Raw genomic sequence first — 12,114 nt, forward strand, 5'->3', positions numbered from 1 at the left:
TCCGGGAACGGAGGTCAACCGCGTCTCAAGGCCCCGATATCGTGACGGTCTCCGGGCATGCGGGCCGCCTCGGCGAAGATGGCCTTGACGATCGCGCGTTCCCGCTCGCTCTTCAGGCAGGCGATGTAGTCCATGGTCACGAGTTCGTCGTTCTCGATCGGAATGGCGCGGACGCGGCTCGAGGCCAACGCCTCGAGTTCCCAGACGATTCCACAACCGAGCCCGACCGCCACCGCTTCGATGAGGGCCTCGCGGCTCCCGAGTTCCAGCACCTTGCGGGGCTTGACCTTGTGCCGCGCCAAGGCGGCATCGACGAGAGCCTGCGTGGTCGAGCCGTCCTCGCGGCCGATCATGGCCTCCCCTTCCAGCTCCGCCAGCGCCACGACGTCCCGGCCGGCGAGGCGATGGTCGTGGGACGTGATGAGAAGCCCGCGATGGGTCCAGAGCGGAACGGCATGGACGCGCGGGTGATCGGCGATCAGCGGGAGGATACCCACATCGACGTGCCGATCGAGGAGCCGCTGCCGCACGAACTGCGTGTTGCCCATCGAGACCGACAGGCGGACGCGCGGATGCCGCGCCAGGAACTGGGCGAACAGGCCCATGACGATGTGCGGCCCGTCGACCGCGAGACGCAACTCGCCGCTCTGCACCTCGCTGGAGGTCGCGAGGGTATCGTCGATCATCTCCTCGAGACTGGCGAGCTGGCGCGACAGCGTGAACAGCCGCTCACCCGCCTCCGTCAGCTTCACGCCCCGCCCGTCGCGATGCAGCAGCTTCAGGCCGTGCCGCTCCTCCAGCGCCCTCACCTGGATCGTGAGCGCGGGCTGGGTCAGCCCGAGCACCTCGGCCGCCCGGGAAAAGCTCCCCTCTCGCGCGACGGCGTCGAAGGCCCGGATTTGGGTATAGATCATCGACCGCCGCTCCTCCGGCGAGGTATAAATCCTTCTCGATTGCCTCTCAACATTTCTAATTTGTCTTATAGCCGGACGACCGGGATCATCCGGTCATGTGGGAAGCCGACCTCGCCCGAACCTCCGTCACGCTCGAGGGCGCGATCGCCTCCGCGCACGCGCAGCAGGAGCGCAGCATCGGCAGGCTCGCCGAATGGGTGCGCATCCCCTCCCTGACGGGCGAGGAAGGAGCCGCCCAGGCGCATATGCGCGCATGGATGGAGGCGGCGGGCGCCGATATCCACCAATCCGAACCCGACGTCGAAGCGATGTTCGCGGCCTACCCGGACGTCGCGCAATATCCGACGCATTGGCAGCACGATCTCATCCTGCCCTATGCCGACCTTCCCAGCTTCGCCGCTCTCCAGGCAAGCGGCCTCTCGAACGTGCTCAATTACGACGGCCGGCCGAACCTCGTCGGGACTTGGCGGGGCGAGGGCGGCGGGCGCTCGCTGATCCTGAACGGCCATGTCGACACGGTGACGGTCGAGCCCCGCGCGGCCTGGACGCGCGATCCCTTTGGGGCCGAGATCGTGGACGGCCTGATGTACGGCCGAGGCACTTCGGACATGAAGGGCGGCGTCATGGCGGCCCTGATGGCCGTCACCTATCTGCGCGAAGCCGGCATCCGGCTGCGCGGGGATGTCAGCCTGCAATCCGTGGTCAACGAGGAGCATGCCGGAAACGGCACGCTCGATCTGGTCCGCCGCGGCTTCCGGGCGGATGCGGCGGTCGTTCTCGAGCCGACCAGCAACACGATCGCCGTCTCGCATCCGGGCGGCCTCTATTGGCAGGTCTCCCTCACGGGCGTTCCGCGCTCGCCCGGCGCACGCTGGAACGGCACGGAACTCGAAGGGCTCGGCGCGATCGACGCTCTTCCGCCCGTCATCGAGGCACTGCTGGCGCTGGAAGCACGCTACAATGCCGGCACGCCCCGATGCCAGAAGGCCCCCTTCGCGCTGACGATCGGCCGCGTGTCCGGGGGGCATTACGAGACGTCGAGCGCCGCGGAGGCGCAGCTCAAGGGCGGCGCCTATTTCGCCCCCTCGCTCGGCAGCGTGACCGACGTGATGGCGAATTTCCGCGACGCCATCACCGAAGCCAACCGCACCGATCCGCGGCTCCGGCGCCATCCGGCCAAGCTCGAATTCCTGCACCATGACGACGCCACCGCCCAAGGCGTGGATCACGAGATCGCCCGCGTCATGGGCGCAGTCCTGGCGGGGCGGGGTGCCGACGGCATCGCCCACCAGGGGCATTTCTGCTGTGACATGCGCCATCTCGTGAACCAGGGCGGCATCCCGAGCATCGTCTTCGGGCCGGGCTCCATCGCGCAGGCGCACAAGCCCGACGAGCATATTCCGGTCGCCGATTACGTCGCGGCGATCGAGCACCTCATGGCCTTCATCGCCGAATGGTGTGGCGTCGCCTGAGCGTCACACCGCCCAACTACCACCGCCGGACGAGAGAGGATTCGAGAATGCGCATCAAGACCCTCACGGCCCTCAGGGCCACCCTCCTCGCGGCACCCGCCGCCCTCGCATTCGCCGGCGCGGCCGAGGCCCAAAGCTGTCCGAAGACCGGCGGCACGCTCACCTATGCCTACAGCCTCGAGCCGAGCGCGCTGTCGACCATCGCGACCTCCGCCGTGCCGGTCGCGCTCGTCGCGACGAAGATCTACGAGAGCCTGCTCAATTACGAAGGGCCGTCGCTGGAGCCGAAGCCCGGCCTCGCCGAATCCTGGACGATCTCTCCCGACAAGAAGACCTATACCTTCAAGCTCCGCCCGAACGTGAAATGGCATGACGGCAAGCCCTTCACGGCCGAGGACGTGAAGTTCTCGGTCGAGAAGATCGTGAAGCCCTACCATTCCCGCGGCCACGCGTATTTCGGCGAGTTGCAGGACATCGCGACGCCCGATCCGCTGACCGTGGTCTTCACGCTGAAGAAGCCGGTCCCCTATTTCATGAACGTCTTCCAGGCCGGCGAGACGCCGATCCTGCCGGCCCACGCCTTCGCCGGGGTGGACATGAGCACCGCCGCCTCGGTCCGCGGCGCCGAGATCATGCAGAAGCCGATCGGCACCGGCCCCTTCCGCTTCAAGGAATGGCAGAAGGGCAGCTACATCGCCCTCGAGCGCAACAAGGATTACTGGCTCGCGGGCTTCCCCTGCCTCGACGGCATCATCGTGCGGATGATCCCGGACGGCGCCGCGCGCGCCATCGCAGTCGAGACCGGCGAGGTCGATCTCGTGCCGATGAGCGGGCTGCCGGAGGCCGAGGTGCAGCGCCTCGCCTCCTCGCCCAAGCTCGAAACCTCGACCGCCGGAAGCGAGGCGCTCGGGCCGAACATGTGGCTCGAGGTGAACATGCGCGAGAAGCCCTTGCAGGACCTCAGGGTCCGCCAGGCCATCAGCATGGCGCTCAACCGCGAGCGGATCGCCGACGTCATCTGGTACGGCCAGGGCAAGCCCGCGCGCGGGCCGATCGTGAGCACCGGCGCGTTCTTCAACAAGAGCCTGCCGGCCTACGAGTACAACCCGGCCAAGGCGGGCAAGCTGCTCGACGAGGCGGGCTATCCGCGCGGCGCGGGCAATATCCGCTTCAAGCTGACGCAGAACTTCCTGCCTTACGGCGAGAACTGGGTCCGCCTCGCCGAATACGTCCGCCAGGAACTCGGCAAGATCGGCATCCCGGTGGAGACGAAGAGCGCGGATCTCGGCGGCTGGCTGAAGACCATCTACACCGACTGGAACTTCGACCTCACCAGCACCTTCTCGCACAATTATTCCGATCCCTCGATCGGCGTCGAGCGGACCTTCAGCTCCGCCTTCATCAAGAAGGGCGCCACCTTCACCAACTCGATGGGCTATGTGAACCCGCGCGTCGACGAGCTGTTCGCCAAGGCCGCGATCGAGACCGACCCGGCCGAGCGGCGCAAGCAGTTCGACGAATTGCAGGAGATCCTCCACCACGACCTTCCGGTCATCTTCCTGATGGAGCCCTCCTACACCCATGTCTGGAACAAGCGCATCCACGGCCTGATCACGAACGGCATCTCCATGTATTCGCCCTGGGCCGCGGTCTGGAAGGACTGAGCGGGGCGGACGGAACCGGAGCAACCGCGATGAAGCCTCTCCTGTTCGTCCTCGGGCGCGCGGCGCGGGTGATCCCGAGCATCCTCGGCATCGCGGTGCTGAACTTCGTCCTGATCCACATGGCTCCCGGCGATGCGGCCGATATCATCGCCGCGCAATCGGGAGGCGGCACGGGCGAATATGTCGAGGAGCTGCGCCGCTCCTTCGGCCTCGACAAGCCGCTCTGGCAGCAATTCCTGATCTATCTCGGCAAGCTCCTCACCTTCGATCTCGGCATGTCGAACGTGCAGCAGCGGCCGGTCCTGTCCCTGATCGCGGACCGGATTCCCGCGACCGTCCTCCTGATGCTGACGGCGATCGTGATCGCGACGCTGCTCGGCATCCTCTTCGGCATGATCGCGGCCATGCGCCATCGCAAATGGCTGGACGGCGTGATCTCGATCCTCGCCCTGCTCGTCTACGCGACGCCGCAATTCTGGCTGGGCCTGATGCTGATCGTTCTTTTCTCGGTGACGCTCGGCGTCCTGCCCTCGGGGGGCATGATGACGATCGGCGTCGAGATGGCCTGGCCGGAGCGCCTCCTCGACATCGCCCGCCATCTCGCGCTTCCGGCTCTCACGCTCGGCCTGTTCTACGTCGCGCTCTACACGCGCCTGATGCGGGCCTCGATGCTCGAAGTCTATACCTTCGACTTCATCACCACGGCCCGCGCCAAGGGGGTCTCGGAGGCCAAGGTCGGCTTCGTCCACGCCGCCGCCAATGCGCTTCTGCCGGTCGTCACCATGGCCGGCATCCAGGTCGGCCACATGCTCGGCGGCTCGATCCTGATCGAGACGGTGTTCGGCTGGCCCGGCCTCGGACGCCTTCTCTTCGACGCGCTCCAGCAGCGCGACCTGAACCTCCTACTCGGCATCCTGTTCATCTCCTCCATCCTGGTCGTGGCGGCGAACCTCCTCGTGGACCTGCTCTACGGCGTCCTCGACCCGAGGATGGCGAAATGAGCGCGCTCGCGGATTTCTGGCGCCGCTTCCGCCGCAATTCCGCGGCCGTCATCGGGCTCGTCTTTCTCGTGCTGATCGTCGCGGTCGCGATCTTCGGGCCGCTGCTCTATTCCGTCGATCCCTACGACATGATCGGCCGGCCCTCGCAGCCGCCCTCCCCGCGCTTCCCGCTCGGGACGGACGTCTCCGGCCGGGATATCCTGGCCGGGCTGATCGGGGGCGCCCGCGTCTCGCTGCTGATCGGGCTCGTCGCGAGCCTCGGAGCGACGGTGCTGGGCGTCGCCGTGGGGGCGCTGGCCGGCTACCGGGGCGGCTGGCTCGACACGTTCCTGATGCGGCTGACGGATTTCTTCCTGACGATCCCGTCCTTCGTGCTCGCCGTCGTCATCATCGCCATCTTCAGCCCGTCGATCGTGACGGTCACGGGCGCGATCGCCATCGTCTCCTGGCCGCCCGTCGCCCGGCTCGCCCGCGCGGAGTTCATGGCGCAGCGCGACCGCGAATACGTCCAGGCTTGCCGGGCGCTCGGGATGTCCAACCTCGAGATCGCTCTCCGCCAGATCCTGCCCAACGCGCTTCCGCCGGTCATCGTGGTGTCGAGCCTGCTCGTCGCCACCTCGATCCTGACGGAATCCGGGCTCTCGTTCCTCGGCCTCGCCGATCCCGACCTCATATCGTGGGGCTACATGATCGGCGTCGGCCGCACCGTCTTGCGCACCGCCTGGTGGATGTCCGCCATCCCGGGAGCCGCGATCCTGGTCACGGTGCTCTGCATCAACCTCGTCGGCGAAGGCTTGAACGACGCCCTCAATCCGAGGCTGCAACAGCGATGACGAGTCCCGCCTCCCAGCCGGTTCTCGCCGTCGAGGACCTCGGCGTCGAGTTTCCGACGAGCCGCGGCGCCGTGAAGGCGGTGAGCGGCCTCTCCTTCTCGCTCGGCGCGGGCGAGACCCTGGCGATCGTCGGGGAATCGGGCTGCGGGAAAAGCACGGCGGCCATGTCGATCCTCGGCCTTCTGGCCATGCGCGGCCCCTGCCGCGTCACCGGGCGCGTGCTGCTCGAAGGCCGCGACCTCATGGCCCTGTCGCCGCGCGCAATGCGCGAGGTGCGCGGGCGCGGCATCGGCATGATCTTCCAGGACCCGATGATGGCGCTCAATCCGGTCTTCACGATCGGCTGGCAGATCGCGGAATCGCTCCGCATCCACCAGGGGCTCTCGGCCGGCGCCGCCCACAAGCGCGCGATCGAGCTGCTCGACCTCGTCGGCATCCCCTCGCCCGCGGAGCGTTGCGACCAATATCCCCACAACCTGTCCGGCGGCATGCGCCAGCGCGTCATGATCGCCATCGCGCTGGCCTGCCAGCCGAAGGTCCTGATCGCCGACGAGCCGACGACGGCCCTGGATGTCACCATCCAGGCGCAGGTCCTGGCGCTGATCCAGCGGCTCAAGCGGGAACTCGGCATGGCCGTGCTCCTGATCACCCACGATCTCGGCGTCGTCTGGGAGGTCGCCGACCGGGTTGCGGTCATGTATGCCGGCCGGAAGGTCGAGGAGGCCCCGGTCGCGGACCTGTTCGGCGCCCCGGCCCATCCCTATGCGCGGGGCCTCCTGAGGGCGGCGCGCTGGAAGGACGACACCTCCGGGCGTCTCCCGGAAATCGGCGGCACGGTTCCGTCCCCGCTCGCCATGCCCAAGGGGTGCAGCTTCGCGCCGCGCTGCGGGAGAGCGGCGGCCGATTGCGGGAAGGCTCCGCCCGCCCTGACCGGCACGGCGCGCCAGGTCGCCTGCTATCACCCGGAGCCCGTCGCGGCATGAGCGCGCTCCTCGAAGCCCGTGGCCTCGTCAAGGAATACGAGATCGGCTCCGCCTTCGCGGGCCGCAAGCGGATCGTGCATGCGCTGAGCGGCGTGGATCTCGCCCTGAAGGCGGGCGAGACCCTGTCGGTGGTCGGCGAATCGGGCTGCGGGAAATCGACTCTCGCGCGCTGCCTTACGGCCCTGGCTGCGCCGACTTCCGGCAGCGTTCTTCTCGACGGAGCCGATGCCCAGAACCTGCTGCACCGCGACCCCGGGCGGTTCCGGCGCGCTGTGCAGATCGTCTTCCAGGATCCCTATGCGAGCCTCAATCCACGACGCTCGATCGGCCAGGCGATCGGCGATGGCCTGAGGCTGCACAAGCTCTGCCCGGCCAGGGAGCGGCGGGCGCGCGTTTGCGATCTGCTCGAGCAGGTCGGGCTGTCCGAAGACCATGTCGATCGCTATCCGCATGAACTCTCGGGCGGCCAGCGCCAGCGCGTGGCCATTGCGCGCGCCATCGCCGTCTCGCCGCGGGTCGTCGTCTGCGACGAGCCGGTCTCCGCGCTCGACGTCTCGGTCCAGGCGCAGATCATCAACCTCCTGAGCGACATCCAGACGGCGCTCGGCGTCGCCTATGTCTTCATCTCCCACAACCTCGCGCTCGTGCGGCACATCTCCGACCGCATCGCGGTGATGTATCTCGGCCAGGTGGTCGAGATCGGGGATGCGGCGGCGCTTCGAGCCGGCCTCGCTCATCCCTACAGCCGTGCTCTCTTCGCGGCCTCGCCCGAGATCGGCCGTGACCGGGACGCGCCAGGCGCGAAGCCGCTGGAAGGGGACGTGCCGAGCCCGCTCGATCCCCCCTCGGGCTGCCGCTTCCGCACGCGCTGCCCCTTCGCGCGGGAGCGCTGCGCGCAGGAAATGCCGGCTTTGCGGAACGTGGCCGGGCGCGATGTCCGCTGTCATTTCGCCGAGGAAATCGTCGGGGCCGGATTCGCCATGTCATGCTGATTGCCCCGGCGACGCGGCCGGTCAGGGCACGAGGACGGCGGCCCCGGTCAGGCGCCCGTCCCGAAGGTCGGACAGGGCGCGGTTGGCCTCTGGGAGAGGATAGGTTGTCGTCGTGGTGCGGACCGGCACCTGCGGGGCGATTTCGAGGAATTCCCGCGCATCCGCGCGCGTCAGGTTCGCGATCGAGACGATCTCCCGCTCCTCCCAGAGCAGGCTGTAGGGAAAACGCGGGATGTCGCTCATGTGGATGCCGCCGCAGACCACTCGCCCGCCTTTCCCAACCACTCGGAGCGCAGCGGGAACCAGCTCGCCGGCCGGCGCGAAGATGATGGCTGCGTCGAGCGTCTCGAGAGGCTGCTCGTCAGAGGCGCCCGCCCAGACGGCGCCGAGGGTCCGGGCGAAGTCCTGCGCGGCGCGATCGCCGCTTTTGGTGAAGGCGTAGACGCGACGGCCCTGCCAGCGGCAGACCTGGGCGATGATATGGGCAGCTGCCCCGAACCCGAAGATGCCAATCTTTTCGGCCTCGCCGGTGGCCTTCAGGGAGCGCCAGCCGATGAGTCCCGCGCAGAGCAGGGGCGCCGCGGCCACCGGATCGGCGAATCCGTCGAGCGGGAAAGCGAAATCCGCATCCGCGACGACCTCCGTGGCGAAGCCGCCGTTGCGCGTGTAGCCGGTGAAGAGCGGCTCGTCGCAGAGGTTCTCGCGGCCCGAGACGCAATAGCGGCAATGTCCGCAGGTATGGCCCAGCCAGGGGATGCCGACGCGCTGCCCGACCCTCAGATGCCCGACGCCCGCACCGACCGAGCGCACCCGCCCGACGATCTCATGGCCGGGAATCACGGGACGGGCGGGATTCGTCAGGTCGCCGTCGACGACATGAAGATCCGTCCTGCAAACGGCGCAGGCTTCCACTGTGACGCAGACCTCGCCGGGGCCTGCCACGGGATCAGGCACGTCCTCGCAGACAAGCGGCTGCCGCTGCGCCCGCAGAACCATCGCCTTCATCTTCCGTCTCCCCGGAGGATCCGAAATGGGCCGATATGCCCGATCGGCCCCGGAGCGCAAATGCGCCCGGAACGCCGCCGAGGCGAGCGGGAGCACGGCACGATGCCGCGCTTCACGCGCCGCGCGTCCTGGGGTATCGCTCGCCGCGACGCCGTTGCCCGATCACGCCGAGGGTTGCGCCTTGTGATCAAGGGCCGTCTCTCCTCCCATCTCGCCGTCGAGCGCCCTCCCCTCCCGCGAGAGCATGCCGGAGGCTTCGGCAGAAGACGGAGCGACTCGCCCATTCCTTTCCCGAAGGAACCGCCATGTCCGTCCAGGACCCGACGACGATTTCCGTCTCTCCTCCCCGCACTGCCGCGCGCGAGCGCGAGGGGCTGAGCCTCAAGGCGTTCCGCTCCATCGACAGGATGCGGGAGGCGCTGAGCGCGCAATTCACCGGCGGGCTGTCCCCGCAGGCTCTCGCCCTCGCCTTCTTCGACTGGTCGATCCATCTCGCGGCGGCGCCGGGCAAGCGCGCCGAGCTGGCCTACAAGACCGCCGACAAGGCGTACCGGCTGCTCGGCCTCCTCGCCGCCTCGACCCTCGACGCGGCCGCTCCCGCCTGCATCGAACCCCTGCCGGGAGACGAGCGGTTCGCCGGCGAGGCCTGGCGCCGGTTCCCCTACAATGTCTGGGCCCAGGCGTTCCTGCTGAACCAGCAATGGTGGCACAACGTCACGCGCGAGGTGCCGGGCGTGACGCCGCATCACGAGGAGGTGGCGTCTTTCGTGGCGCGCCAGCTTCTCGACGTGGCCTCGCCCGCGAATGTCCCCTTCGCCAATCCCGAAGTCGTCGCGCGCACGATCGAGACGGGCGGGATGAATTTCGCGCAAGGGTTGCGGAACTGGCTGGAGGATGCTTCCCGGCTCGTCGCGGGGCAGCCGCCGGTCGGCGCGGAGAATTTCATCGTCGGGCGCGACGTCGCGGTCACCCCCGGCAAGGTCGTCTATCGCAACCACCTCGTCGAACTGATCCAATACGCGCCGGCCACCGCGACGGTGCGGGCCGAGCCGATCCTGATCGTGCCAGCCTGGATCATGAAATATTACATCCTCGACCTGTCGCCGCGGAACTCGCTGATCCGCCATCTCGTGGCACAGGGGCACAGCGTCTTCTGCATCTCCTGGCGCAACCCGACCGAGGAGGACCGCGACATCAGCCTCGACGACTACCGGCGGCTCGGCGTGATGGCGGCGCTCGATGCGCTCGGTGCGATCATGCCCGGATGGAGGGTGCATGCGGTCGGCTATTGCCTCGGCGGGACGCTGCTCTCGATCGCCGCCGCCGCCATGGCGAAGGCCGGCGACCAGCGGCTTGCGTCCATGACCCTCTTCGCGGCGCAGACTGATTTCACCGAGCCGGGCGAACTCGCGCTTTTCATCGACCACAGCCAGATGCACTACCTCGAAAGCGTGATGTGGAACCGGGGCTATCTCGCCGCCGGCCAGATGGCGGGAGCCTTCCAGCTCCTGCGCTCCAACGATCTCGTCTGGTCGCGGCTCGTCCACGACTACCTCATGGGCGAGCGCACGCCGATGAGCGATCTGATGGCGTGGAACGCCGACACGACCCGGATGCCCTATCGCATGCATGCGGAATATCTGCGCGAACTCTATCTCGACAACGCGCTCGCCGCCGGCCGCCGGACGGCGGATGGCCGTCCGGTCGCCTTGCAGAATATCCGCGTGCCGCTCTTCGTGGTCGGGACGGAGCGCGACCATGTGGCGCCCTGGCGCTCGGTCTACAAGATCCATTACCTCACGGATTCGGATGTCACCTTCGTGCTGACGAGCGGAGGCCACAATGCCGGCATCGTGAGCGAGCCGGGCCATCCTCACCGGCATTTCCGCATCGCGACGCGGACCCACGGCGATGTCGATCTCGGGCCGGACGAATGGCTCGAACAGACGCCCTCGCGGGAGGGATCCTGGTGGCCGAGCTGGACGGAATGGCTCGGAGGCCATTCCGCACCGGAGCCCGTGGCGCCCCCGGCCATGGGCTCTCCCGAAAGGAACCTCGCGCCCCTCGGGAACGCTCCCGGCACCTATGTCTTCCAGCGCTGAGAAGCGGACGGAAGGCGGTCCGAAGCGAGACAAACCGCCGTCTCGGCGGAAAGACAAACCGTCTCTCTTGCTTTGCGCAGACACCTTCTCTGCCTGACAAGTAAATGAATTACTAAGAAGCGTGGCCGTTCAACTTTCCCGGAACGTCCTCACGGATGCTCGGTTGGGCCGGTAACCAGCGCCTGCCGGTGCTGGCCTCTACCCATCTCCAGGAGGATATCATGGCAAACACAGCCAATCGCGGTTTCGCGGCCATGGACGACGGCAAGCAACGGGAGATCGCCGCCAAGGGCGGCGCGAGCGTTCCGCCCGAAGAGCGCAGCTTCTCGAAGGACCATAAGCTGGCAGCCGAGGCTGGACGAAAAGGCGGCGCCGGCGTTCCCGCTGAGGAACGGAGCTTCTCAAAGGACCACGAGCTGGCGGCGGAAGCTGGCCGCAAGGGCGGCCAGCACAGCCACGGCAACCGCTGAGGATCGGCCGCCTCCGTCAGCGGGGGCGGCCTTCCTTTCCTTGCGAGCCGGCGCGCCTTACGCTTGGCTCGCGATGCCCTTCCCCAGCGCCGCCTGGGCGGCGGCGAGGCGGGCGATCGGCACGCGGAAGGGCGAGCAGGAGACGTAGTCGAGCCCCACCTCGTGGCAGAAGACCACCGAGGCCGGATCGCCGCCATGCTCGCCGCAGATGCCGATCTTCAGGCCGGCCCGGACCTTGCGCCCCCGCTCGACGCCGATGCGCACCAGTTCGCCGACGCCGTCACGGTCGATGGAAATGAAGGGATCCTTCTCGAAGATGCCCTTGGCGCCGTAGGCGCCGAGGAAGGTGCCGGCATCGTCGCGGGAGATGCCGAGCGCGGTCTGCGTCAGGTCGTTGGTGCCGAAGGAGAAGAATTCGGCGGTTCCGGCGATCTCCCCCGCCCGCAGGGCGGCGCGCGGCAACTCGATCATGGTGCCGACCTGATAGTCGATCGCGACCCCGGTCTCCTCCATGACCTCGCGGGCCACGGCGTCGACGCGCTCCTTGACGAGATCCAGCTCGCGCCGCGTCATGACGAGCGGCACCATAACCTCCGGCTGGACCGGCGAGCCCGTCGCCTTCCCCGCCTCGACCGCCGCCTCGAAGATGGCGCGGGCCTGCATCTCGGCGATCTCGGG

At 68.0% G+C, this 12,114-nt stretch carries 11 protein-coding genes; 8 read left to right on the top strand and 3 right to left on the bottom strand.

Going from position 1 to position 12,114, the window contains the following annotated elements; all coding sequences use genetic code 11:
• Nucleotides 1-14: 14 nt before the first annotated feature.
• Complete coding sequence (locus tag PKD06_RS06315) at nucleotides 15-914, bottom strand: LysR family transcriptional regulator (RefSeq protein ID WP_324378702.1); 900 nt, start codon at nucleotides 912-914, stop codon at nucleotides 15-17.
• Between the two features lie 95 nt (nucleotides 915-1,009).
• On the opposite strand from PKD06_RS06315, the gene PKD06_RS06320 reads away from it, so the two are divergent.
• Genes PKD06_RS06320 through PKD06_RS06345 form a run of 6 tightly spaced genes read left to right on the top strand, consistent with a single transcriptional unit; the run spans nucleotide 1,010 to nucleotide 7,859 of the window.
• Entirely contained in the window at nucleotides 1,010-2,386 is a 1,377-nt protein-coding gene (locus PKD06_RS06320; RefSeq protein WP_324378704.1) for a M20/M25/M40 family metallo-hydrolase, read from the top strand.
• Between the two features lie 47 nt (nucleotides 2,387-2,433).
• On the top strand, nucleotides 2,434-4,050 hold the full coding sequence (locus PKD06_RS06325; RefSeq protein WP_324378706.1) for an ABC transporter substrate-binding protein: 1,617 nt from the start codon (nucleotides 2,434-2,436) through the stop codon (nucleotides 4,048-4,050).
• Nucleotides 4,051-4,079: 29 nt separating this feature from the next.
• Entirely contained in the window at nucleotides 4,080-5,051 is a 972-nt protein-coding gene (locus tag PKD06_RS06330) for an ABC transporter permease (RefSeq protein WP_324378708.1), read from the top strand.
• On the top strand, nucleotides 5,048-5,884 hold the full coding sequence (locus PKD06_RS06335; protein ID WP_324378710.1) for an ABC transporter permease: 837 nt from the start codon (nucleotides 5,048-5,050) through the stop codon (nucleotides 5,882-5,884). The genes PKD06_RS06330 and PKD06_RS06335 overlap by 4 nt, the downstream gene beginning before the upstream one ends.
• Nucleotides 5,881-6,867 (top strand): ABC transporter ATP-binding protein, encoded by a 987-nt coding sequence (locus PKD06_RS06340; protein ID WP_324378712.1) that lies wholly within the window; start codon nucleotides 5,881-5,883, stop codon nucleotides 6,865-6,867. Before PKD06_RS06335 ends, PKD06_RS06340 begins: the two co-directional genes overlap by 4 nt.
• On the top strand, nucleotides 6,864-7,859 hold the full coding sequence (locus tag PKD06_RS06345; RefSeq protein WP_324378714.1) for an oligopeptide/dipeptide ABC transporter ATP-binding protein: 996 nt from the start codon (nucleotides 6,864-6,866) through the stop codon (nucleotides 7,857-7,859). Before PKD06_RS06340 ends, PKD06_RS06345 begins: the two co-directional genes overlap by 4 nt.
• A 21-nt stretch (nucleotides 7,860-7,880) precedes the next feature.
• Here PKD06_RS06345 and PKD06_RS06350 read toward each other — a convergent pair whose 3' ends face one another.
• Nucleotides 7,881-8,864, bottom strand: a complete 984-nt coding sequence (locus tag PKD06_RS06350; RefSeq protein ID WP_324378716.1) for a zinc-dependent alcohol dehydrogenase family protein — start codon at nucleotides 8,862-8,864, stop codon at nucleotides 7,881-7,883.
• 305 nt (nucleotides 8,865-9,169) lie between these two features.
• On the opposite strand from PKD06_RS06350, the gene PKD06_RS06355 reads away from it, so the two are divergent.
• Together PKD06_RS06355 and PKD06_RS06360 are read left to right on the top strand one after the other, a co-directional pair.
• Complete coding sequence (locus PKD06_RS06355) at nucleotides 9,170-10,966, top strand: alpha/beta fold hydrolase (protein WP_324378718.1); 1,797 nt, start codon at nucleotides 9,170-9,172, stop codon at nucleotides 10,964-10,966.
• Between the two features lie 221 nt (nucleotides 10,967-11,187).
• Complete coding sequence (locus PKD06_RS06360) at nucleotides 11,188-11,436, top strand: KGG domain-containing protein (RefSeq protein WP_324378724.1); 249 nt, start codon at nucleotides 11,188-11,190, stop codon at nucleotides 11,434-11,436.
• A 57-nt stretch (nucleotides 11,437-11,493) separates the two neighbouring features.
• Here PKD06_RS06360 and PKD06_RS06365 read toward each other — a convergent pair.
• A partial coding sequence (locus PKD06_RS06365) for a putative PEP-binding protein (protein ID WP_324378720.1) occupies nucleotides 11,494-12,114 on the bottom strand: 621 nt, incomplete at its 5' end.

Source organism: Enterovirga sp. (assembly GCF_035325185.1).
Lineage (GTDB): Bacteria > Pseudomonadota > Alphaproteobacteria > Rhizobiales > Beijerinckiaceae > Enterovirga.

Coding starts and splice junctions, on each gene's coding strand:
- PKD06_RS06315 (WP_324378702.1), bottom strand. CDS start 914: ATGATCTATACCCAAATCCGGGCCTTCGACGCCGTCGCGCGAGAGGGG.
- PKD06_RS06320 (WP_324378704.1), top strand. CDS start 1,010: ATGTGGGAAGCCGACCTCGCCCGAACCTCCGTCACGCTCGAGGGCGCG.
- PKD06_RS06325 (WP_324378706.1), top strand. CDS start 2,434: ATGCGCATCAAGACCCTCACGGCCCTCAGGGCCACCCTCCTCGCGGCA.
- PKD06_RS06330 (WP_324378708.1), top strand. CDS start 4,080: ATGAAGCCTCTCCTGTTCGTCCTCGGGCGCGCGGCGCGGGTGATCCCG.
- PKD06_RS06335 (WP_324378710.1), top strand. CDS start 5,048: ATGAGCGCGCTCGCGGATTTCTGGCGCCGCTTCCGCCGCAATTCCGCG.
- PKD06_RS06340 (WP_324378712.1), top strand. CDS start 5,881: ATGACGAGTCCCGCCTCCCAGCCGGTTCTCGCCGTCGAGGACCTCGGC.
- PKD06_RS06345 (WP_324378714.1), top strand. CDS start 6,864: ATGAGCGCGCTCCTCGAAGCCCGTGGCCTCGTCAAGGAATACGAGATC.
- PKD06_RS06350 (WP_324378716.1), bottom strand. CDS start 8,864: ATGAAGGCGATGGTTCTGCGGGCGCAGCGGCAGCCGCTTGTCTGCGAG.
- PKD06_RS06355 (WP_324378718.1), top strand. CDS start 9,170: ATGTCCGTCCAGGACCCGACGACGATTTCCGTCTCTCCTCCCCGCACT.
- PKD06_RS06360 (WP_324378724.1), top strand. CDS start 11,188: ATGGCAAACACAGCCAATCGCGGTTTCGCGGCCATGGACGACGGCAAG.